The 21,971-nt window shown below is 61.5% G+C and carries 14 protein-coding genes and 1 pseudogene; 5 read left to right on the forward strand and 10 right to left on the reverse strand.

Annotated elements, in window-relative coordinates:
* The 3 genes from E3Z29_RS12065 to E3Z29_RS12075 all read right to left on the reverse strand — a co-directional run bounded on the left by E3Z29_RS12065 (position 1) and on the right by E3Z29_RS12075 (position 3,839).
* The gene (locus tag E3Z29_RS12065; protein WP_027613284.1) at positions 1-1,212 is read right to left on the reverse strand and encodes a NarK/NasA family nitrate transporter; all 1,212 of its coding nucleotides are present in this window, start codon (positions 1,210-1,212) and stop codon (positions 1-3) included.
* A gap of 824 nt (positions 1,213-2,036) precedes the next feature.
* Positions 2,037-2,612, reverse strand: a complete 576-nt coding sequence (locus E3Z29_RS12070; RefSeq protein ID WP_027613283.1) for an ANTAR domain-containing response regulator — start codon at positions 2,610-2,612, stop codon at positions 2,037-2,039.
* Positions 2,613-2,627: 15 nt separating this feature from the next.
* Complete coding sequence (locus tag E3Z29_RS12075) at positions 2,628-3,839, reverse strand: CmpA/NrtA family ABC transporter substrate-binding protein (RefSeq protein WP_134785855.1); 1,212 nt, start codon at positions 3,837-3,839, stop codon at positions 2,628-2,630.
* Between the two features lie 223 nt (positions 3,840-4,062).
* Here E3Z29_RS12075 and E3Z29_RS12080 point away from each other — a divergent pair, with 223 nt between their 5' ends.
* Positions 4,063-5,082: a quinone-dependent dihydroorotate dehydrogenase gene (locus E3Z29_RS12080; RefSeq protein ID WP_134785856.1), complete on the forward strand. Its 1,020-nt coding sequence runs from the start codon at positions 4,063-4,065 to the stop codon at positions 5,080-5,082.
* A 240-nt stretch (positions 5,083-5,322) separates the two neighbouring features.
* On the opposite strand, the gene rmf is transcribed toward E3Z29_RS12080, so the two are convergent.
* A complete protein-coding gene (gene rmf, locus E3Z29_RS12090) occupies positions 5,323-5,538 on the reverse strand; it encodes a ribosome modulation factor (RefSeq protein ID WP_003223300.1) in 216 nt (71 codons plus the stop codon).
* Between the two features lie 532 nt (positions 5,539-6,070).
* Here rmf and rlmKL point away from each other — a divergent pair.
* Both rlmKL and E3Z29_RS12100 read left to right on the forward strand, forming a co-directional pair.
* On the forward strand, positions 6,071-8,341 hold the full coding sequence (gene rlmKL / locus E3Z29_RS12095) for a bifunctional 23S rRNA (guanine(2069)-N(7))-methyltransferase RlmK/23S rRNA (guanine(2445)-N(2))-methyltransferase RlmL (RefSeq protein WP_027613280.1): 2,271 nt from the start codon (positions 6,071-6,073) through the stop codon (positions 8,339-8,341).
* 148 nt (positions 8,342-8,489) lie between these two features.
* Positions 8,490-10,877, forward strand: a pseudogene (locus tag E3Z29_RS12100) (diguanylate cyclase).
* A gap of 125 nt (positions 10,878-11,002) precedes the next feature.
* Here the strand turns inward: E3Z29_RS12100 and dacB are convergent.
* Positions 11,003-12,463, reverse strand: a complete 1,461-nt coding sequence (gene dacB / locus E3Z29_RS12110; RefSeq protein ID WP_134785857.1) for a D-alanyl-D-alanine carboxypeptidase/D-alanyl-D-alanine-endopeptidase — start codon at positions 12,461-12,463, stop codon at positions 11,003-11,005.
* A gap of 235 nt (positions 12,464-12,698) precedes the next feature.
* Here dacB and E3Z29_RS12115 point away from each other — a divergent pair, with 235 nt between their 5' ends.
* Positions 12,699-13,043: a YggL family protein gene (locus E3Z29_RS12115; protein WP_134785858.1), complete on the forward strand. Its 345-nt coding sequence runs from the start codon at positions 12,699-12,701 to the stop codon at positions 13,041-13,043.
* Between the two features lie 37 nt (positions 13,044-13,080).
* On the opposite strand, the gene E3Z29_RS12120 is transcribed toward E3Z29_RS12115, so the two are convergent.
* Positions 13,081-14,277, reverse strand: coding sequence for a benzoate/H(+) symporter BenE family transporter (locus E3Z29_RS12120; RefSeq protein WP_134785859.1), 1,197 nt, complete (start codon positions 14,275-14,277; stop codon positions 13,081-13,083).
* 360 nt (positions 14,278-14,637) lie between these two features.
* Here E3Z29_RS12120 and E3Z29_RS12130 point away from each other — a divergent pair, with 360 nt between their 5' ends.
* Positions 14,638-15,402: a GntR family transcriptional regulator gene (locus E3Z29_RS12130; protein WP_027613276.1), complete on the forward strand. Its 765-nt coding sequence runs from the start codon at positions 14,638-14,640 to the stop codon at positions 15,400-15,402.
* 184 nt (positions 15,403-15,586) lie between these two features.
* On the opposite strand, the gene guaD is transcribed toward E3Z29_RS12130, so the two are convergent.
* The 4 genes from guaD to xdhA all read right to left on the reverse strand — a co-directional run bounded on the left by guaD (position 15,587) and on the right by xdhA (position 21,726).
* Complete coding sequence (gene guaD / locus E3Z29_RS12135) at positions 15,587-16,891, reverse strand: guanine deaminase (RefSeq protein WP_041067772.1); 1,305 nt, start codon at positions 16,889-16,891, stop codon at positions 15,587-15,589.
* A 13-nt stretch (positions 16,892-16,904) separates the two neighbouring features.
* Positions 16,905-17,762: a xanthine dehydrogenase accessory protein XdhC gene (gene xdhC, locus E3Z29_RS12140; RefSeq protein ID WP_027613274.1), complete on the reverse strand. Its 858-nt coding sequence runs from the start codon at positions 17,760-17,762 to the stop codon at positions 16,905-16,907.
* Between the two features lie 117 nt (positions 17,763-17,879).
* The gene (gene xdhB / locus E3Z29_RS12145) at positions 17,880-20,279 is read right to left on the reverse strand and encodes a xanthine dehydrogenase molybdopterin binding subunit (RefSeq protein WP_134785861.1); all 2,400 of its coding nucleotides are present in this window, start codon (positions 20,277-20,279) and stop codon (positions 17,880-17,882) included.
* Complete coding sequence (gene xdhA, locus E3Z29_RS12150) at positions 20,272-21,726, reverse strand: xanthine dehydrogenase small subunit (RefSeq protein ID WP_134785862.1); 1,455 nt, start codon at positions 21,724-21,726, stop codon at positions 20,272-20,274. Before xdhA ends, xdhB begins: the two co-directional genes overlap by 8 nt.
* Positions 21,727-21,971 lie beyond the last annotated feature (245 nt).

Raw genomic sequence — 21,971 nt, forward strand, 5'->3', positions numbered from 1 at the left:
TCAGACCCGCGCAGCGGTCACTGCGGCCGAACCCCAGGTGGTTCTCCAGCGACGTTTGACCCCGTGCAGACCGAACCACGCCAACACGCCGAGGCTGGCGAACAACCACAGCGCCAGTTGATAGCTACCGGTGCTTTGCTTGATCGCGCCCATGCCGGCCGCCAGGGCAAAACCACCAATGCCACCGGCCATGCCGATAAGCCCGGTCATCACGCCGATCTCCAGGCGAAAACGTTGCGGCACCAACTGGAACACCGCGCCGTTGCCGGCACCGAGACCGAGCATGGTGCAGACGAACAGCGCCAGTGCGGCGTAGGAGCTGGGCAGGTTGAAACCGACAGCGGCGATGCAGATTGCCGCCACGGTGTACATCGCCAACAAGGTGCGGATGCCACCGAAGCGATCCGCCAACGCACCGCCGAGCGGACGCATCAGGCTGCCACCGAACACGCAGGCAGCGGTGTAGTAACCCGCCGTGACAGGACTCAGGCCGTATTGGTCGTTGAAGTAGCCGGGCAGGGCGCTGGCCAGGCCGATGAAGCCGCCGAAGGTCACGCTGTAGAAAAACATGAACCACCAACTGTCGCGGTCGCCAAGGGCCTTGAAGTAGTCGGCCATGGCTTTGGCCTTGGGCCGCTGCGGGGCGTTTTTTGCCAGCCAGGCGAACAGCACCAGCGTCAGGATCAATGGAATCAGGGCGAAACCGAACACGTTGCTCCAGCCGAACGCCGCAGCCAGCACCGGGGCGATCAGCGCGGCGAACACGGTGCCGGAGTTACCGGCGCCGGCGATGCCCATGGCCTTGCCCTGATGCTGCGGTGGATACCACTGCGAAGCCAGCGGCAGGGCCACGGCAAACGAAGCACCGGCCATGCCGAGGAACAGTCCCAGAATCAGCGCCTGTTCATAACTGTGGATGCCGAGTTTCCATGCGCCGAACAGCGCGCAGATCACGATCACCTGACCGATCAGGCCAGCGGTTTTCGGCGACAGACGATCGGCCAGCATGCCCATCACAAAGCGCAGCACCGCGCCGGCGAGAATCGGTGTCGCCACCACCAGACCACGTTGTTGTGTGGTCAAGTGCAGGTCGGCGGCGATCTGCACCGCCAACGGGCCGAGCAGGTACCAGACCATGAAACTCAGGTCGAAATACAGGAACGCTGCGAACAGGGTCGGGGTGTGGCCGGATTTCCAGAAGCTTGAATTCATCGCGCACCTCAGCTGAAAAGAATCTCGAAAGGAGTCACAGCAGGTGGCGCGCCGCCACGGCCGCACCACCGGCCCCGGGCTGTGGGGCCAAAACGCAAAAACGCCGCTACCTGGTTCGCCGATGTGGGCGAGCGGGGTGAGCGACGTCTTTGTCGTGGGTGGGGCAACCGCCGTTGGTTACCTGTGCGGAATACTTAGCCAGATTTGTGCCAACACTTGAAAGATCAAAAGCCCCTCACCCTAACCCTCTCCCATAGGGAGAGGGGACTGATCGAGTTGTTCCAACGAATTCAGCGACGTGAACGACCGAGTCGATTACGAATTCACCCAACATCGTTCAGGTCGGCATATCACTGCGCTATCGCCCAATCAGTCCCCTCTCCCATAGGGAGAGGGGACTGATCGAGTTGTTCCAACGAATTCAGCGACGTGAACGACCGAGTCGATTATGAATTCACCCAACATCGTTCAGGTCGGCATATCATTGCGCTATCCCCCAATCAGTCCCCTCTCCCATAGGGAGAGGGGACTGATCGAGTTGTTCCAACGAGTTCAGCGACGTGAATGACCGAGTCGATTATGAATTCACCCAACATCGTTCAGGTCGGCATATCATTGCGCTATCCCCCAATCAGTCCCCTCTCCCATAGGGAGAGGGGACTGATCGAGTTGTTCCAACGAGTTCAGCGACGTGAATGACCGAGTCGATTATGAATTCACCCAACATCGTTCAGGTCGGCATATCATTGCGCTATCCCCCAATCAGTTCCCTCTCCCTCTGGGAGAGGGTTAGGGTGAGGGGCTTTTCAAGCGCTCAGCGGTTTTCAGCCAAGCAACTCACTCATGGCAATGATCTGCTCCGCCACCTGAATCAGCTTCTGCTGGCGACTCATGGCCTGGCGGCGCATCAGGGTGTAGGCCTCTTCCTCGTTGCAGTCCTTCATTTTCATCAGCAGCCCTTTGGCCAGTTCAATGCGTTTGCGCTCCGCCAGTTGCTGGTCGCGGGCCAGCAGTTGCGCGCGCAAGGCCTGATCGCTTTCGAAGCGCGCCATGGCCACATCGAGAATCGGCTGGAGGCGCTGGGCGTGAATGCCCTCGACGATGTAGGCACTGACCCCGGACTTGATCGCCTGACGCATCACCCCCGGGTCATGTTCGTCGGTGAACATCACGATCGGCCGGGGCTGGTCGCGGCTGACCAGCACTACTTGCTCCATGACATCGCGGCTCGGCGACTCGGTATCGATCAGGATCACGTCCGGGCGCACTGTTTCGACGCGGGCCGGCAGGTCGATGGTCAGACCGGACTCATCGATGACCTCGAAACCGGCCTCGGTCAGCGCGGCCTTCAGGCGCCCGACTTTTTTCGCGGTGTCGTTGATCAGCAGAATGCGCAGCATATTGGCGGCCTCCTGTCAGCGGCGGGCGAGCAGAGGAGCGGCGTCGCTCAGGGCGTGCAGCTTGAAACTGCGGGCGTAACCAGCCGGATCGCTGCCGTCCCAGACTTTGCCATCGAGCAACTGGCTACTGCGCATTTCCTTGCCCCACGCGGCGACACCGACGGCGGTGGCCGCTTCGCGATAGATATCCAATTGTTGGACCTGGCGGGCCACCGCGAGGTAGTCGGGATCCTCGCGCAACAGGCCCCAGCGGCGAAATTGGGTCATGAACCACATGCCATCGGACAGGTACGGCAGATTCACCTCGCCGTTGCCGTGAAAGCGCAAGGCGTGCGGGTCCTGCCAGCGATTGCCGAGGCCATCGGCGTAATCACCGAGAAAACGCGGCTCGATGCAGGACAGTGGAGCGTCGAGATACTCCGGGGCGCTCAGCAACTGCGCGGTGCTGCGGCGGTTTTCCGGGTTTTGCTCGATGAAGCGGCTGGCTTCGAGGATCGCCATCACCAGCGCCCGGGCGGTGTTGGGGTATTGCTCGACGAACGCGCGGGTGCAGCCAAGGACTTTTTCCGGGTGGTCAGGCCAGATGCTCTGGCTGGTAGCGAGGGTGAACCCCAGATCCTGTTGCACGGCGCTGGCCGCCCACGGCTCACCGACGCAGAAGCCATCGATACGCCCGGCTTGCAGGTGAGCGACCATTTGCGGCGGCGGCACCACCACGCTGTCGACGTCCTGCAACGGATGAATGCCCTGACTCGCCAGCCAGTAATACAGCCACATCGCATGGGTGCCGGTGGGAAAGGTCTGGGCGAAGGTCAGTTTTGCGCGGGTTTGGTGCGCCTGCCGATCCAGCGCTTCAGGACTGGTCACGCCCAGTTGCTGCAACCCGTGGGACAGGTTGAGGCTCTGGCCGTTCTGGTTCAGCCCCATCAGCACCGCCATGTCGCTCGGGGCGACGCCGCCGATGCCCAGGTGCACCGCGTAAATCAGCCCGTACAGGCTGTGGGCCACATCCAGTTCGCCGCTGACCAGTTTGTCGCGCAAGGTCGCCCAGGACGCCTGGCGCTTGAGGTTGATCGTCAGGCCGTAGGGCTGGGCAAAGCCCTGTGTTGCGGCCACGACCACCGAGGCGCAATCGCTCAGGGCCATGAAGCCGAGGTTGATCACACGCTTTTCCGGGGCATCACTGCCGTTGACCCAGGCCAGCGGCCCTACGGACGAATCACTCATATAAAGCCACCTTCAAAAAAAACGCCGTCCCAGGCTTTGCCCAGGCAAAACCTCCGAACGACGCCATTGTTCGTGCCCGCACGCCGCCATTGGCCTGTGGGCTGATACCCCTGAAAGTGCAAGGCATATGCCAGTCAGGCTGATTTACCTGTGTGCCTCGCGCCGGGGGACGTTGCCCGGCTATAATCGCCGCCTCTTTTCGCCGCCCGAGTCATCGCCGCCCATGTACACCCTGGCCCGTCAGCTGTTGTTCAAACTTTCCCCGGAAACCTCCCACGATCTGTCGCTGGATCTGATCGGCGCGGGTGGGCGTTTGGGCCTCAACGGCATGCTGTGCAAGAAGCCGGCGAACGTGCCGGTGACGGTCATGGGCCTGGACTTCCCGAACCCGGTGGGTCTGGCGGCTGGTCTGGACAAGAACGGCGCGGCCATCGACGGTTTCTCGCAACTGGGTTTCGGTTTTGTCGAAATCGGCACCGTGACCCCGCGTCCGCAGCCGGGCAACCCGAAACCACGGATCTTCCGCCTGCCGGAGGCCGAGGCGATCATCAACCGCATGGGCTTTAACAACCTCGGTGTGGATAACCTGCTGGCGCGGGTCGCGGCGGCCAAATACAAGGGCGTGCTGGGGATCAACATCGGCAAGAACTTCGACACTCCGGTCGAGCGCGCGGTGGACGACTATCTGATTTGCCTGGACAAGGTGTATGCCCACGCCAGCTATGTCACGGTCAACGTCAGCTCGCCGAACACCCCGGGCCTGCGCAGTCTGCAGTTCGGTGATTCGCTCAAGCAGTTGCTGGCGGATCTGGCCACGCGCCGCGCCGAACTGGCCCTGCGCCACGGCAAGCACGTACCGCTGGCGATCAAGATCGCTCCGGACATGACCGACGAAGAAACGGCGCAGGTGGCTCAGGCACTGATCGAAACCGGAATGGACGCAGTGATCGCCACCAACACCACCCTGAGTCGCGTCGGCGTCGAAGGCATGGAGCACGGTGACGAGGCGGGCGGTCTGTCCGGCGCTCCCGTGCGTGAGAAGAGCACGCATACCGTGAAGGTATTGGCTGGTGAGCTGGGTGGTCGGTTGCCGATCATCGCGGCCGGTGGCATCACCGAAGGCAAGCATGCGGCCGAGAAGATCACCGCGGGTGCGAGTCTGGTGCAGATTTACTCGGGCTTCATCTATAAGGGCCCGGCGCTGATTCGTGAATCGGTGGACGCGATCGCTGCCTTACGCTGATCCCATTGTGGGAGCGGGCTTGCTCGCGAAAGCGCTGTTTCAGTCAACATTTGCGGTGGCTGACACGACGCTTTCGCGAGCAAGCCCGCTCCCACAGGTTATGTGTGCAGTTCAAATGATTTGCGGGCATAAAAAAGGGCTCCTCGAAGGAGCCCCTGGGCCGTAGCCCGCCGTCCGGGAAGGACGTGCATGGTAAGTCGCTAAAAATTCAGATTGTCGTGTTGCAATAAGTGCCCTGTGTCAGCCGACGGCGTGAAGTTCGTTGAGTCTGTGGATCCCCGCAGTGCCGGTCATACCGTCCCAGTTGTCGCCGCGTCCTTCTCGCCAGCCGTTGATCCAGGCTTGGCGTACCGACGGTAGAGTAAATGGGCAAAGCTCGCGGGATTTGCCACCAACGCCATATTGATATCCGCGCAAAAATGCTCTTTCCAACGGATCACGCTTAAGTCTTCTCATAGGGTGTTTCCCTCACTTGTTGACTGTTTTCGTCGCGTTGACCTCAACCGAGGTCTGGCAGAAAAAACTCTGCCGTTGGGCGGCTCGCTGCCGGCGTGGCGAGCCAAGGTGTTGACGCCGTTGCGACGTCAACCTGTGGTCAGTTCTAACCAATGAGTCACACCGAGGGAATGATCGTTTTGTCATAAGGACGTAACGAAAATAGTGCTACAGCCATAAGTAACGACGGGTTTCATGAACGTTTTTTCAGCAAACCCCGGTATGATCGGCCCCGCACTGGATGATGGGGTTAATCCTTTAGTGAGAATGACCCACGTTTACGCTGGGGTAATATTCGACGAAGGGTTGCTTTGAGTCATTTTGTTTCATCAACTTTAATACCTGTCCTTGCATCTAAGCTCTTTTAACCCGAGCAGCGGGGATGGAACGGCACACCTTCGTGCCACGCGGGCGCTCTTTTAGAAAAGCGCCTGATTGAAAACCGGATCGGCAATGCGTTGCCGGTTCACTAGCCAAAGGCTCTGGAAATACCATGTCCGACCGTTTCGAACTCTTCCTCACTTGCCCCAAAGGCCTTGAAGGCCTGCTCATCGAGGAAGCCGTCGGGCTTGGCCTTGAAGACGCCCGCGAGCACACCTCCGCCGTGCGTGGCATGGCGACCATGGAAACCGCTTATCGCCTGTGCCTGTGGTCGCGTCTGGCCAACCGGGTGCTGCTGGTGCTCAAGCGCTTCCCGATGAAAGACGCCGAAGACCTGTACCACGGCGTGCTTGACGTCGAGTGGCAGGATCACATGCTCGCCGACGGCACCCTGGCCGTCGAATTCAGTGGCCACGGCTCGGGCATCGACAACACCCACTTCGGTGCGCTGAAAGTCAAAGACGCCATCGTCGACAAACTGCGTACCCCGCAAGGCGACCGTCCGTCGATCGACAAGCTCAACCCGGATCTGCGTATTCACCTGCGCCTGGATCGCGGCGAAGCGATCCTGTCCCTCGACCTTTCCGGCCACAGCCTGCACCAGCGTGGCTACCGCCTGCAGCAGGGCGCGGCACCGCTGAAGGAAAACCTCGCGGCAGCGATCCTGATCCGTTCCGGCTGGCCGCGCATTGCGGCCGAAGGCGGCGCGCTGGCTGACCCGATGTGCGGTGTCGGTACGTTCCTCGTCGAAGCCGGGATGATCGCCGCCGACATGGCGCCGAACCTGCGCCGCGAGCAGTGGGGCTTTACCGCATGGCTCGGCCACGTTCCGGCGCTGTGGAAAAAACTCCATGAAGAAGCGGTCGAACGCGCCGCTGCCGGTCTGGCCAAGCCGCCGCTTTGGATTCGTGGTTACGAAGCCGACCCGCGCCTGATTCAACCGGGCCGCAACAACGTCGAGCGCGCCGGTCTGAGCGAGTGGATCAAGATCTATCAGGGCGAAGTCGCGACCTTCGAGCCGCGTCCGGACCAGAACCAGAAAGGTCTGGTGATCTGCAACCCGCCGTATGGCGAGCGTCTGGGCGACGAAGCCAGCCTGCTTTACCTCTATCAGAACCTTGGCGAGCGCCTGCGGCAGGCCTGCCTGAACTGGGAAGCGGCGGTGTTCACCGGCGCCCCGGATCTGGGCAAGCGCATGGGCATTCGCAGCCACAAACAGTATTCGTTCTGGAACGGCGCGCTGCCGTGCAAACTGTTGCTGATCAAGGTGCTGCCGGACCAGTTCGTCACCGGCGAGCGGCGTACTCCGGAACAGCGTCAGGCCGAGCGCGAGCAAGCAGCCTACGATCAGACCCCGAACGAGCCGCAGGAGCGCAAGTTCAACAAGAACGGCAACCCGATCAAACCGACGCCAGCCCCGGCGCCAGTGATCGAGCAGCCGCGCCTGAGCGAAGGCGGGCAGATGTTTGCCAATCGCCTGCAGAAAAATCTCAAGGCGATGAGCAAGTGGGTCAAGCGCGAAGGCATCGACTGCTACCGCGTCTACGATGCCGACATGCCGGAATACGCCATGGCCATCGACCTGTACCACGACTGGGTGCACGTGCAGGAATACGCCGCGCCGAAGTCGATCGATCCGGAAAAGGCCTCGGCGCGCATGTTCGACGCCTTGGCGGCGATCCCGCAGGCGCTGAACGTCGACAAGAGCCGCGTGGTGGTCAAGCGCCGCGAGCGTCAGAGCGGCACCAAGCAATACGAGCGTCAGGCGGCGCAGGGCAAGTTCAATGAGGTCAGCGAAGGCGGCGTCAAGCTGCTGGTGAACCTCACCGACTATCTCGACACCGGGCTGTTCCTCGATCACCGGCCAATGCGCATGCGCATTCAGAAAGAGGCGGCCGGTAAGCGCTTCCTCAATCTGTTCTGCTACACCGCGACCGCCAGTGTGCATGCGGCCAAGGGCGGTGCCCGCAGCACCACCAGCGTCGACCTGTCGAAGACTTACCTCGACTGGGCGCGGCGCAACCTGTCGCTAAACGGCTTCTCCGACAAGAACCGTCTGGAGCAGGGCGACGTGATGGCGTGGCTGGAAAGCAGCCGCGACGAGTACGACCTGATCTTCATCGACCCGCCGACCTTCTCCAACTCCAAGCGCATGGAAGGCATCTTCGACGTGCAGCGTGATCAGGTGCAGTTGATCGACCTGGCCATGGCACGTCTAGCCCCGGGTGGCGTGCTGTACTTCTCCAACAACTTCCGCAAGTTCCAGCTGGAGGAGAACCTGGCCGAACGTTACGCGGTCGAGGAAATCAGCGCGCAGACCATCGATCCGGATTTTGCGCGTAACACCAAGATCCACCGCGCCTGGAAAATCACGGCTCGTTGACGCTCGGTCTGGTTGGATCCACAGAGCCTTGATTTTTAAAGGCTCTTGGATCCGATCAGCGCTAGCCAAATTAATGGCTAATAGCTATAACTCAACTCATGGCCAATGGGGTTTTCCCCCCGAAACAATGGCGTCGTGAGTTGCCCCTATGTCGTTGCACCCCGTGCGCCCAAAGATTCTGGGTTTTATCAGCGAAGACGTCTCGGCCTGGCTGGTCGCGCTGCTGGTATTGCTCGCCGGCGGGATTCTCACGGGGCTGCTCGCCTGGGCCACCCTCAATCAGTTTCACCATCAACTGCGCCAACGCTTCCAGCTGCTGGCCAATGAGCGTTACAGCCGCATCGAAGAACGTTTCCAGGATCAGGAACAGCGTCTCGACGGCCTGCGCCGTTTCTTCGCCAACTCCGATTCGGTCTCACGCAACGAATTCGACGGCTATGCCAAACCGCTTCTATTACGCACCCAGGCCTATTCCTATGCGCCGCGGGTCAGCCGTGCCGAACGCCCGGCGGTCTAACAAGCCGTGCGTAACGAAGGCTTCAGTACCTTCACCTTTCGTGAACTGAACGCTGACGATCAGTTGCAGACCGCCGCTGATCGCCCCGAATACGTACCGGTGATCTACACCCAGAGCCTCAGTCGCTTGCCCACGCCGCTGGGTTACGACTTGCTGGCGCAACCGCTGCGCCGGGCGACGCTGGAACGCGCCGACCGCACCGGGCACATGGTGGTGTCGCAGCCATTGCATCTGGTGGGGATTGATCCGGCGTATGCCCGGGGCGTCTTGCTGCTGGCGCCGGTCACTCGTGAAGGGGCGCCGAAAGGGCCGCCGCAAGGCTATGTGATGGCGGTGATCAGCATGCAGCAGTTGCTGGCCGACGGACTGCCGGAGGAGCACCAGGATTTCCTCAATGTACGCATTCTCGACCTGTCCACCGATGAACAGCATGAAGTGCTCTACGAGTCCGCCAACCAGGCCGGGGCCAGTGATCTGTCCGCCACACGTCTGTTGCGCATGGCCGACCATGACTATCAAGTGGATATGCAGCCCAGCGAAGCGTTTCTGCAGGCCAACCATTCGTCAATCAGCAGCCTGGTGGTGCTGGGGGCGCTGCTGAGTCTGTTGCTCAGCGCACTGCTTTACGTGCTGGTCAGTCAACGCCAGCGCGCCTTGCGCATGGTCGAACTGCGCACCCAGGAACTGCACGCCCGCGAGCAGGAATTGCGCGGCACCCACGGTCAGTTGCGTGGCGTGCTGAATGCCGCAACCCAGGTGGCAATCATCGCCACCGACCTGCGCGGGGTGATCAACACCTTCAACCCCGGCGCCGAACAGATGCTCGGCTACAGCAGCGCTGATGTGGTCGGCCACATGACTCTGGAGAACCTGCATCTGCCGCGAGAGCTGGCCGCGCGTTCGGCGGAGTTGAGTGCGCGTTACGGCAAGAGCATTCCGACCTGCCACGCGATGCTGGTCGAGGGCGGCGAGGTCGGCGGTCATGAGGCGCGCGAATGGACGCTGGTGCGCAGCGACGGCAGTCATCTGCCGGTGAACATGCTTGCCACCCCGGTGCTCGATGAGCAGGGTTTGTGGGTCGGGCATCTGGCGATCTGCATCGACATCACCGAGCGCAAGCGCGTGCACGAAGCGCTGGCGGCGCGCGATGTATTGCTGAAAAAGCTCAGCGCCCACGTGCCCGGCGGCATCTATCAATTCAAGATGGAGTTCGACGGGCGCTTCAGCGTGATCTATGCCAGCGATGGCATCCGCGAGATCTACGAGCTGGAGCCGGACGTGCTGCTGCTCAATGCCGAGGCGATTTTCACCCGCATCCATCCACAAGACGTCTCGCGAGTGCGCAGCTCGATCCGTGCTTCGGCAGACAGCCTCAGCCCATGGCGCGAGGAATACCGTGTGCAGTTGCCCGAGCGCGGCCTGCGCTGGGTGCGCGGCGAGGCAACGCCGGAAGAGCTGCCGGGCGGCGGCGTGCTGTGGCACGGCTACATCTCGGACATTTCCGACTTGAAACGGGTGGAAGAGGAATTGCGGGCGCTGTCGGTCACCGACTCGCTGACCGGCATCCACAACCGCCGCTACTTCCAGGAACGCCTGACCACCGAAATGGCCCGGGTCGAGCGCGGCGGCGGTGAGCTGTCGGTGATCATGCTCGACATCGACCACTTCAAACGCATCAACGACCAGTACGGCCATGCCGTGGGCGACCGGGTGCTGCAGGCGGTGTGCGAGCGCATCGGCCATCGTTTACGGCGGACTGATGTGTTCTGTCGCCTCGGTGGTGAAGAGTTCATGGTGCTGTGCCCAGACATCGACGGCGAGCATGCGTACATGCTGGCGGTGGAGTTGTGGCAAGGCCTGCGCAGTGCGCCGGTGGATGTGGTCGGGGTGGTGACGGCCAGTTTCGGCATCGCCAGCTGGCGCCCGGGGGAGGGCGCGGATGCGTTGCTGCTGCGCGCGGATTCGGGGGTGTATGCGGCGAAGCAGGGCGGGCGCGATCGGGTCGAGCAAATGAGCTGAGCCTTGGCACGATCTACCTGTGGGAGCGGGCTTGCTCGCGAAAGCGGTGTGTCAGCCAGCAAAAATACTGACTGATCTGACGCCTTCGCGAGCAAGCCCGCTCCCACATGAGAGCGGCTGTGTTTTTACAGGGCCGAAGCGGTCTGCGGCAGGCGCGGCTGCTTGTACAGATCCAGCAGCACCTGATCCAGCACCGACGACGCGCCGAACGTGGCCTTGTCGTTGAGGATCGCCACCACCGCCCAGGTGTTGCCGTTGACGTCGCGGCTGAAGCCGGCGATGGCGCGCACGGTGTTCAGGGTGCCGGTCTTGACGTGGGCCTCGCCGCGCATCGCGGTGGTCTTCAGGCGTTTGCGCATGGTGCCGTCGGTGCCGGCAATCGGCAGCGAGCTGATGTACTCGGCGGCGTACGGGCTGTGCCAGGCGGCTTGCAGCATGTTGGCCATCTCGCGGGCGCTGACGCGTTCGGCGCGCGACAGCCCGGAGCCGTTCTCCATCACCAGGTGCGGCGCGGTGATGCCTTTCTTCGCCAGCCACTGGCGAACCACGCGTTGCGCAGCCTTGGCGTCATCACCGTCGGCTTCGTTGCGGTACTTCTGACCGAGGCTCAGGAACAGCTGCTGAGCCATGGTGTTGTTACTGTATTTGTTGATGTCGCGGATGATTTCCGCCAGATCCGGTGAGTACGCGCGGGCCAGCAGCTTGGCGCTGCTCGGGGTCGCGGCGAGGCGATCCTTGCCCTGGATGCTGCCGCCCAGTTCTTTCCAGATCGCGCGCACGGCACCGGCGGTGTAGGTCGCGTGGTCAAGCAGCGACAGATAAGTCTGCGAGCTGCAGCCTTCGCCCAATTGACCGGCGACGGTCACGGTCACGCTGCCGTCAGCCTGGGTTACCGGGTTGTAGCGAACGCCACCGGTGCACTGCTTGGAGTTGAGCGCCTTGACCGTGTTTTCGATGCGCACGCTGGCAATCGGCGGCTCCACCGAGATCAGTACTCGGCCCCCGTCATTGCGCGCGACGAAGCGCAGGGCCTTGAGGTTGACCAGCAGCGAGTCGGGTTTGACCAGGAACGGCTTGTTCTCGTCATTGCCGTCGTCGTTGAACTCGGGCAGTTGCGGCTGGATGAAGAAGCTGCGGTCGAGGATCAGATCGCCGGTGACCTGGGTCACGCCGTTGGCGCGCAGGTCGCGCATCAGCAGCCAGAGTTTTTCCATGTTCAGCTTCGGATCGCCGCCACCCTTGAGGTACAGGTTGCCGTTGAGGATGCCGCCGCTCAGATCGCCATCGGTGTAGAACTCGGTTTTCCACTGATGGTTGGGGCCGAGCATTTCCAGCGAGGCGTAGGTGGTGACCAGTTTCATGGTCGAGGCCGGGTTGACCGAGACGTCGGCGTTATACACGGTCGGATTGCCCGGGCCGTCGAGCGGAATCATCACCAGCGACAGCGCGGTCGGCTGCAGCTTGCTGGCCTTGAGGGCTTTTTCGACGTTAGGGGTGAGGGCGGTATTGATAGTGGCAGCGGCAACCGGCAGGGCCAGGGGCAGAAGAAGGCCGGCGAGAAAGAGAGGACGCAACGATTTGATCATATGAAATAAAACCCTGCAGAAGAGGGGAAAAATAACGAGGGCATGGATGAAAAAGCCCTCAGTGGTCATGAAAGTGTCGGCATTATGCCCCAAGGTGTAACAGCTTGTGCCTTGCCCGGGGCGGCCATTTCGTTATTTTTTTTACAGGCGGTCGGCCACCGTACCCAGAGAGTCGGGCAATTGACCGCTTAAACTGGTAAAGTACCGGCCGTTATTACTTAAGAGGATTGTTCCAATGGCGACTAACCGTTCCCAGCGTCTGCGCAAAAAACTGTGCGTTGATGAATTCCAAGAGCTGGGTTTCGAACTGAACCTGGACTTCAAAGAAGACTTGTCCGAAGAAGCCATTGACGCTTTCCTCGAAGCATTCATCAAAGAAGCCATGGAAGCCAACGGTCTGGGTTATGTTGGCGGCGATGACTTCGGTCTGGTTTGCCTGCAGAAGCGTGGCTCGGTCAACGAAGAGCAGCGCGCTGCCGTTGAAGCCTGGCTGAAAAACCGTAGCGAACTGACCAGCATGACCGTCAGCCCGCTGCTGGACGTCTGGTATCCGGAAAAGCCGATCAACGCGGCCAAGTGATACTGAAAAAAACGGCGACCTGAGGGTCGCCGTTTTTTTATGCCTGGGTTTTGCGCCAATTGAGGATCAGCAAGGTCAGTACCCCCGCGACAATCCCCCAGAACGCCGAGCCGATGGAAAACAGCGTCAGCCCCGACGCCGTGACCATGAAGGTGATCAGCGCCGCCTCGCGTTCCTTGACCTCGGTCATGGCGATGCTCAGGCCATTGATGATCGAGCCGAACAGCGCCAGCGCGGCAATCGACAGCACCAGTTCTTTTGGCAACGCGGCAAACAGCGCCGCCAACGTAGCGCCGAATACGCCGGCAATCCCGTAAAAAATCCCGCACCAGACGGCGGCGGTGTAGCGTTTGTTGCGATCCTCATGGGCGTGCGGCCCGGTACAGATCGCCGCGCTGATCGCCGCGAGGTTGATGCCGTGGGAGCCGAATGGCGCCAGCAACAGCGAGGCGATGCCGGTGGTGGTGATCAGCGGCGAGGCCGGCACGTTGTAGCCGTCGGCGCGCAGTACGGCGATGCCGGGCATGTTCTGCGAAGTCATCGCCACCACGAACAACGGAATGCCGATGCTGATGGTCGCGGCCAGCGAGAAGTGCGGGGTGGTCCAGACTGGCGTCGCCAGTTCCAGATGGAAACCGCTGAAATCCAGCAGACCCATGAAACCTGACAGCGCAGTGCCGATCAGTAGCGCAGCCAGTACCGCGTAACGCGGTGACAGGCGTTTGACCAGCAGATAAGTGAAGAACATCCCCAGCACCAGCCCGGTGCGGTGTTGCGCGGCGACGAAGATTTCGCTGCCGATCTTGAACAGAATCCCCGCCAGCAACGCTGCCGCCAGCGACGCCGGGATCTTCTTCACCAAGCGTTCGAAGCTGCCGGTCAGGCCGCAAATCGTCACCAGTACTGCGCAGGTGATGTAGGCACCGATGGCCTCGCCGTAGCTGACGCCACCGAGGCTGGTGATCAACAACGCCGCGCCGGGCGTCGACCAGGCGATGGTGATTGGCGTGCGATAGCGCAGCGACAGGCCGATCGAGCACACCGCCATACCGATCGAGATCGCCCAGATCCACGAGGAAATCTGCCCGCTGCTCAAACCCGCCGCTTGCCCGGCCTGGAACATCAGCACCAGCGAACTGGTGTAGCCGGTCATCATTGCAATGAACCCGGCAACGATCGCTGAGGGCGAAGTGTCGGCGAGAGGGCGCAGGCGGGTGTAGGTGGCGTCGTTCATGACGGCGGTGTTCCTTATACAGATGAAGATCCCCGCAATTACCCATGAATCCCTGGGGGAGCGGGCTTGCTCGCGAAAGCGCTGGGCCAGTAAAAGCAGATGTCGCCTGACACACCGCCCTCGCGAGCAAGCCCGCTCCCACAGGAGAGTTGTGTTCTGGCTGCGGATTATGCGATCAAGCCTAAACTCAATCGTAACGGATCGTTGCAATACAGCCGTGGTCACAAACAGCCATACAGTCGTGTTGCCACCATCCATTGTGTACAATCGCGCTGTTTTTTACGCGATACTTGCCAGCGACCTACTGTGCCGTATTACAGTCACGGTCTATTCGCCGCAGTTCTCCCGACTCGAGTGCCCATGAACGAACAGTTGCAACCCCTCAAGAAACAACCGCGAGCAGGCAAAGCCGGCCGCAGCGGAACCCAGGACGATATTGTCTATGCGCATATCTTCGAGGCCATCCTCGAACAGCGTCTGGCGCCCGGCACAAAATTGAGCGAAGAAGCGCTGGGGGAAATCTTCGGGGTCAGCCGCACCATCATTCGCCGCGCGCTGTCGCGTCTGGCCCATGAAGGCGTGGTGCTGTTGCGGCCGAACCGTGGCGCGGTCGTCGCCAGCCCGAGCGTTGAAGAAGCGCGTCAGGTGTTCATGGCCCGCCGTCTGGTGGAGCGCGCGATCACCGAACTGGCCGTGCAGCACGCCACCGCCGAGCAGATCGCCGAACTGCGTCAGATGGTCAACGACGAGCGCGACAGTTTCTCCCGTGGCGATCGCGGCGCCGGTATCCGTCTGTCGGGCGAATTCCATCTGAAACTGGCCGAAGCGGCGAAGAACGCGCCACTGATCAGCTTCCAGCGCAGTCTGGTCTCGCAGACCTCGCTGATCATCGCCCAGTATGAAAGCGGCAACCGCTCGCATTGCTCCTACGACGAGCACACTCAGTTGATCGACGCCATCGAAGCGCGCAACGGTGAGTTGGCGGTGGACCTGATGATGCATCACATGGACCACATCGACAGCAAGCTCAACCTCGATGAGGAAAGTGCGTCGGATGATTTGCATGCAGTGTTCTCGCATCTGTTGCAGACCAAAAAAACTGGGCGCCCGGCGGCCAAGCTTTGAGCTGACACCGAGTCGCGGCCTTCGCGAGCAAGCCCGCTCCCACATTGGATCTTCAGTGAATATAAAATTTGGCATCGACTGAGATCCCCTGTGGGAGCGGGCTTGCTCGCGAATACGGTCTGATAGGCAACAAAAATCCCCCGGGGCTAACACCGCCGGGGGATTTTTTATGCCTCGGGAAAACTCAGCGCTGATGCACCAAAGCCCCCGCCGCATACGTCTGCTGCACCGTGCGGTCATCCCCCAGTGTCATCAGCACAAACAACGTCTCGGCAATGTTGTTGGCCTGTTTCAGGCGATAGCTGAGCAGTGGCGTGGCGTTGTAATCCAGCACCAGGAAGTCGGCGTCTGAACCCGGTTGCAGGTTGCCGATCTTGTCTTCCAGACGCAGTGCCCGCGCACCGCCCAGGGTCGCCAGGTACAGCGACTTGAACGGGCTCAACCGCGCGCCCTGCAGTTGCATGACTTTGTAGGCTTCGTTCAGGGTTTGCAGCAGCGAGAAACTGGTGCCGCCGCCGACGTCAGTGCCGAGACCGACGTTGAGCTTGTGCTTCTCGGCCATCGGCAGGTTGAACAGGCCGCTGCCGAGGAAGAAGTTCGAGGTCGGGCAGAACGAGATTGCCGAGCCGGTTTCTGCCAGTCGCGCGCATTCGTCGTCACACAGGTGCACGCCGTGGGCGAACACCGAGCGCTCGCCGAGCAGTTGGTAGTGATCGTAAACGTCCAGATAGCCCTTGCGCTCCGGGAACAGTTCCTTGACCCACTCGATTTCCTTGAGGTTCTCGCTGATGTGGGTCTGCATGTACAGATCCGGGTATTCGGTCAGCAGTTGGCCGGCGAGGGTCAGTTGCTCCGGGGTGCTGGTCGGCGCAAAGCGCGGGGTGACCGCGTAGTGCAGGCGGCCCTTGCCGTGCCAGCGTTCGATCAGCGCCTTGCTCTCGACGTAGCTCGATTCGGCGGTGTCGGTCAGATAGTCCGGCGCGTTGCGGTCCATCATCACCTTGCCGGCGATCATCCGCAGGTCGAGCTTCTCGGCCGCCTCGAAGAATGAGTTCACCGACTGCGGGTGCACGCTGCCGAATACCAGCGCGGTGGTGGTGCCGTTGCGCAGCAGTTCCTTGATGAATATATCGGCCACGTCGTCGGCGTGGGCCTTGTCACCGAACTGGCTTTCGCACGGGAAGGTGTAGGTGTTGAGCCAATCCAGCAGTTGCTCGCCGTAGGCCCCGACCATGCCGGTTTGCGGCAGGTGGATGTGGGTGTCGATGAAGCCCGGGGTGATCAGCGCGTCCTGATAGTGGGTGATCTCGATGTCCGCCGGCAGGGTCGGCAGCAGTTCGCTGGCGTGGCCGAGGGCGCTGATCTTGCCGCCATCGACCACCAGCAGGCCGTCCTCGAAATATTCGTAGGAGGCTTCGATCCCGACTTCGGCGGGGTCGGCGATGCTGTGCAGGATGGCGGCGCGGTAGGCTTTGCGAGTCAGAGGCATGAGGGTTCTCTAATCAGTTTGAGGCTTTGAGTTTGGCGGCCTGACTGCGCCGCGAAACCGGCAGCAGTCTGGCAATCGGTTCGGCGCTGGCGCTGTGCTGGCCGAAATTGGCGTTATAGGTGGCGATGATTTCGCCGGCGATGGAGATGGCGATTTCCACAGGCAGTTTGCCTTTGACTTCGCCAATGCCCATCGGGCAGCGCATGCGTTGCACGACGCCGCTGTCGAAACCGCGATCACGCAGGCGATGTTCGAACTTGGCCCGTTTGGTCTTCGAACCGATCAGGCCGAAGTAAGCGAAGTCGTTGCGCTTGAGGATCGCGGCAGTGAGTTCCAGGTCGAGCTGATGGTTGTGGGTCATGACGATGCAGTAGCTGCCGGCGGGCAGGTCGTCGATTTCATCCACAGGCTCTTCGGCGACGATTTTACGCACGCCGTGGGGGATCTGTTCGGGGAATTCCTCTTCCCGCGAATCGATCCAGCGCACCCGGCACGGCAGGCTGGCGAGCAACGGTACCAGCGCGCGGCCGACATGCCCGGCGCCGAACACAGCGATCTGCGCCTGCACCTGGCCCATCGGTTCGAACAGCAACACGGTGGCGCCACCGCAGCACTGGCCGAGGCTGGCGCCGAGGCTGAAGCGCTCCAGATGGGTGTCCTGCTTGCCGCTGGCGAGCATCTCGCGGGCGATCTGCATGGCTTTGTATTCCAGATGCCCGCCACCGATGGTGTCGAAGGTCTGTTTCGCGCTGACGACCATCTTCGAGCCGGCGTTGCGCGGGGTCGAGCCGAGTTCTTCAATGATCGTCACCAGAACACAGGGTTCGCCCTGGTTCTGCAGGTCGGCGAGGGCGTCGATCCAATTGTACATATGTCACCCCTACAACATCGTTGTCTGTTCGCGCCTATTCGCGAGCAAGCTCGCTCCTACATTTGGAATGCGTTCCCCTGTAGGAGTGAGCCTGCTCGCGATAGCCGCACCTCGGTCCTAGAGCGGAGCCAACTCGGTTTCAGCTTCGACCGCTTTCACCGTCTTGAGCTGGCGCATCTGCTCACAGCCCCACAACACCCGCTCCGGGGTCGCAGGCGCATCGATCTGCGGCTGATGCTTATAGTCACCGAGGCTCGCCACCGCGTCCTTGATCGCGCACCACGCGGCAATCCCGAGCATGAACGGCGGCTCACCCACAGCCTTGGAATGGAACACCGTGTCTTCCGGGTTCTTGCGGTTTTCCACCAGTTTCACCCGCAGGTCCAGCGGCATGTCTGCCACGGCCGGGATCTTGTAGCTGGCCGGGCCGTTGGTCATCAGCTTGCCCTTGTTGTTCCAGACCAGCTCCTCCATGGTCAGCCAGCCCATGCCCTGGACGAAACCGCCCTCGACCTGACCGATGTCGATCGCCGGGTTCAGCGAGGCGCCGACGTCGTGGAGGATGTCGGTACGCAGCATCTTGTACTCGCCGGTCAGGGTGTCGACGATCACTTCGCAGCACGCCGCGCCAAAGGCGAAGTAGTAGAACGGCCGACCACGGGCCTGGCTGCGGTCGTAGTAGATTTTCGGGGTCTTGTAGAAGCCGGTGCTCGACAGCGAGACCTGATTGAAATACGCCAGTTGGATCAGCGCTTCGAAGGTCATGATGTGGTCACGCACGCGCACATGGCCGTTGTGGAATTCCACGTCTTCTTCGCTGACCTTGTAGTGCCGCGCGGCGAATTCCACCAGACGCTGCTTGATGATCTCGGCGGCGTTCTGCGCGGCCTTGCCGTTGAGGTCAGCGCCGCTGGAGGCCGCAGTCGGCGAGGTGTTCGGCACTTTGTCGGTGTTGGTCGCGGTGATCTGCACCCGATCCATTTCCACCTGGAACACTTCGGCCACCACCTGCGCGACTTTGGTGTTGAGGCCCTGGCCCATTTCCGTGCCGCCGTGGTTCAGGTGGATGCTGCCGTCGGTGTAGACGTGGATCAGCGCGCCGGCCTGATTGAGGAAACTGGCGGTGAAGGAAATGCCGAATTTCACCGGGGTCAGCGCCAGGCCTTTTTTCAGGATCGGGCTGTTGGCGTTGTAGCGACGGATCGCTTCGCGGCGCTCGGCGTACTGGCTGCTTTCTTCCAGTTCGGCGGTCATTTCCTCGAGCATGTTGTGCTCGACGGTCTGGTAGTAGTGGGTGACGTTGCGCTCGGTCTTGCCGTAGTAGTTGGCCTTGCGCACCGCCAGCGGATCGAGGTTGAGGTGACGGGCAATCGCGTCCATCACTTCTTCGATGGCGACCATCCCTTGCGGGCCGCCGAAACCACGGTAGGCAGTGTTCGACGCGGTGTTGGTCTTGCAGCGGTGACCATTGATGGTCGCGTCCCCGAGGTAGTACGAGTTGTCCGAGTGGAACATCGCCCGGTCAACGATCGACGCCGACAGGTCCGGCGAACAGCCGCAGTTGCCGGCCAGGTCCATGGCGATGCCGTGCAGGCGCCCGCTGCTGTCGAAGCCAACGTCGTACTCGACATAGAACGGGTGGCGCTTGCCGGTCATCAGCATGTCTTCGACCCGTGGCAGGCGCATCTTGGTCGGCTGCCCGGTGAGGTGCGCGATCACCGCGCACAGGCACGCCGGGCTGGCGGCCTGGGTTTCCTTGCCGCCGAAACCACCGCCCATGCGGCGCATGTCGACGACGATCTTGTTCATCGACACGTCGAGCACTTCGGCCACCAGCTTCTGCACTTCAGTGGGGTTCTGCGTCGAGCAGTAGACGATCATGCCGCCGTCTTCGGTGGGCATTACCGAGGAGATCTGGGTTTCCAGATAAAAGTGTTCCTGGCCGCCGATGTGCAGCGTGCCCTGAATGCGGTGTTCGGCGGTGGCCAGGGCCGAAGCCGAATCGCCGCGCTGATGGGTGTGGCTGTCGAGCACGAAGTGGCGTTTGCGCAGGGCTTCGACCACATCCAGCACCGGCTCGAGATCTTCGTACTCGATGATCGCCGCCATCGCCGCTTTGCGTGCGGTTTCCAGGTCTTTCGCGGCCACGGCCAGCACCGGTTGCCCGACGAACTGCACGTCATCGATGGCCAGCAGCGGATCGCCCGGCAGCAGCGGGCCGATGTCTTTCAGGCCCGGCACGTCTTCGTGGGTGATCGCAATGCGCACGCCTTCGAAGGCGTAGCAGGGGTTGGTGTCGATGCTGATGATTTTCGCGTGGGCGCGGTCCGACAGCCGTGCGTACACGTGCAGCTGATTGGGGAATTCCAGACGATCATCGATGTACTGCGCTTCACCGGACACATGCTTGGCGGCGCTGTCGTGCTTGACGCTGCGGCCGACGCCGGTGGTCAGGTCCTTGGCGAACAGTTCCGCCAGTTCGGCTTGAGTCTTCTCTACGGCGTGATGGTTAGACATAAGCGGTCACCCGAGTCTCGATGTGCGGTGTTTGCAGTTCGATGAAGTATTTGCGCAGCAGGTTCTGTGCACTGAGCAGGCGATATTCCTTGCTGGCGCGGAAGTCCGAGAGCGGCGTGAAGTCTTCGGCCAGTGCGGCGCAGGCGCGTTCGATCACGGCGTTTTTGAACGGCTGACCGAGCAGTACGGCTTCGCAGTGGGCGGCGCGTTTCGGGATCGCGGCCATGCCGCCGAATGCCATGCGCGCGTCGGTGATCACGCCGTTTTCCACGCGCAGGTTGAACGCGGCGCAGACGGCGGAGATGTCATCGTCCAGACGCTTGGAGACTTTGTAGGCGCGGAAGCGCTGTTCGGCGGTGGCACGCGGGACGATGATTTTCTCGATGAACTCGCTTTCCTGACGGGCGGTGACCTTGTAGTCGATGAAGTAATCTTCCAGGTTCAGCGTGCGCCGGGTTTCGCCTTTGCACAGCACCACTTGCGCGCCGAGGGCGATCAGCAGCGGTGGCGAGTCACCGATCGGCGAGGCGTTGCCGATGTTGCCGCCGAGGGTGCCTTGGTTGCGGATCTGCAGCGAGGCGAAGCGGTGCAGCAGTTCGCCGAAGTCCGGGTACTCGGCAGTCAGCGCTTCGTAGCAGTCGGAGAGGGCGGTGGCGGCGCCGATTTCGATACGGTCGTCGAAGGTTTCGATGCGCTTCATTTCGGCGACGTTGCCGACGTAGATCATCACCGGCAGGGTGCGATGGAACTGGGTGACTTCCAGCGCCAGATCGGTGCCGCCGGCCAGCAGCCGCGCTTGTGGGTAAGCGTCATACAGATCGGCCAGATCGGCGACGGTCAGCGGCACCAGGCAGCGCTTGTCGCCGCTGTTGAGTTCGCCGATATCGGTCGGGGCAATGGCTTTGAGGCGGGCGATGGTTTCGGCTTCGCGGGCATCGAACTGGTCCGGTTGCTTGCCACAGCAGGATTGCTCGGCGGCGGCGAGGATCGGCCGGTAGCCGGTGCAGCGGCAGAGGTTGCCGGCCAGCGCTTCGTGCGCCTTGGCCTGATCCGGTGCATCGCTGTTCTTTTGCAGGGCGAACAGCGACATGACGAAACCGGGGGTGCAGAAGCCGCACTGTGAGCCGTGGCACTCGACCATGGCTTTCTGCACGCTGTGCAGTTCGCCCTGGTGCTTGAGGTCTTCGACGCTGATCAGTTGTTTGCCGTGCAGCGACGAAACAAAGGTCAGGCACGAGTTGAGGCTGCGATAGCGAATGTGTTCGCGGCCGGCGTCATCCGTTTGCAACTCGCCGACCACTACGGTGCAGGCGCCACAGTCGCCGCTGGCGCAGCCTTCTTTGGTGCCGGATTTGCCCACGTGTTCGCGCAGGTAATTGAGCACGGTCAGATTCGGGTCCAGGGCGTGCTCGCTACGGAGTTCCTGGTTAAGTAAAAACTGGATCACGGAAGGCCTCGCAGACTCATTATTGTTGTTAACCGACTTGAGCCGAATTTAGCAGGTCTGACTTTTCGGTCAATGGTTTTCTGACTTAAAGGTCAGGAAAAACGGTTTTGTCGATTAACGCGTGCTCTATTGAGTATTGACCCTGAGCGGATCCACTGCTTTTTTGCTTGAATCGTGCCAAAAAGCGCCGTGCGGGCACTCCGCCATGCACCTGCATTTGCGCTACACTGCGCCGCTTGTGCAGA

Source organism: Pseudomonas sp. S150, assembly GCF_004526365.1.
Lineage (GTDB): Bacteria > Pseudomonadota > Gammaproteobacteria > Pseudomonadales > Pseudomonadaceae > Aquipseudomonas > Aquipseudomonas putida_A.

Bases quoted from the DNA above. Each gene is read 5' to 3' on its own strand.
- E3Z29_RS12115 (WP_134785858.1), top strand. From the start codon at position 12,699: ATGGCGACTAACCGTTCCCAGCGTCTGCGCAAAAAACTGTGCGTTGAT.
- xdhB (WP_134785861.1), bottom strand. From the start codon at position 20,279: ATGTCTAACCATCACGCCGTAGAGAAGACTCAAGCCGAACTGGCGGAA.
- E3Z29_RS12065 (WP_027613284.1), bottom strand. From the start codon at position 1,212: ATGAATTCAAGCTTCTGGAAATCCGGCCACACCCCGACCCTGTTCGCA.
- E3Z29_RS12080 (WP_134785856.1), top strand. From the start codon at position 4,063: ATGTACACCCTGGCCCGTCAGCTGTTGTTCAAACTTTCCCCGGAAACC.
- E3Z29_RS12130 (WP_027613276.1), top strand. From the start codon at position 14,638: ATGAACGAACAGTTGCAACCCCTCAAGAAACAACCGCGAGCAGGCAAA.
- dacB (WP_134785857.1), bottom strand. From the start codon at position 12,463: ATGATCAAATCGTTGCGTCCTCTCTTTCTCGCCGGCCTTCTTCTGCCC.
- E3Z29_RS12120 (WP_134785859.1), bottom strand. From the start codon at position 14,277: ATGAACGACGCCACCTACACCCGCCTGCGCCCTCTCGCCGACACTTCG.
- guaD (WP_041067772.1), bottom strand. From the start codon at position 16,891: ATGCCTCTGACTCGCAAAGCCTACCGCGCCGCCATCCTGCACAGCATC.
- rmf (WP_003223300.1), bottom strand. From the start codon at position 5,538: ATGAGAAGACTTAAGCGTGATCCGTTGGAAAGAGCATTTTTGCGCGGA.
- E3Z29_RS12075 (WP_134785855.1), bottom strand. From the start codon at position 3,839: ATGAGTGATTCGTCCGTAGGGCCGCTGGCCTGGGTCAACGGCAGTGAT.
- xdhC (WP_027613274.1), bottom strand. From the start codon at position 17,762: ATGTACAATTGGATCGACGCCCTCGCCGACCTGCAGAACCAGGGCGAA.
- rlmKL (WP_027613280.1), top strand. From the start codon at position 6,071: ATGTCCGACCGTTTCGAACTCTTCCTCACTTGCCCCAAAGGCCTTGAA.
- E3Z29_RS12070 (WP_027613283.1), bottom strand. From the start codon at position 2,612: ATGCTGCGCATTCTGCTGATCAACGACACCGCGAAAAAAGTCGGGCGC.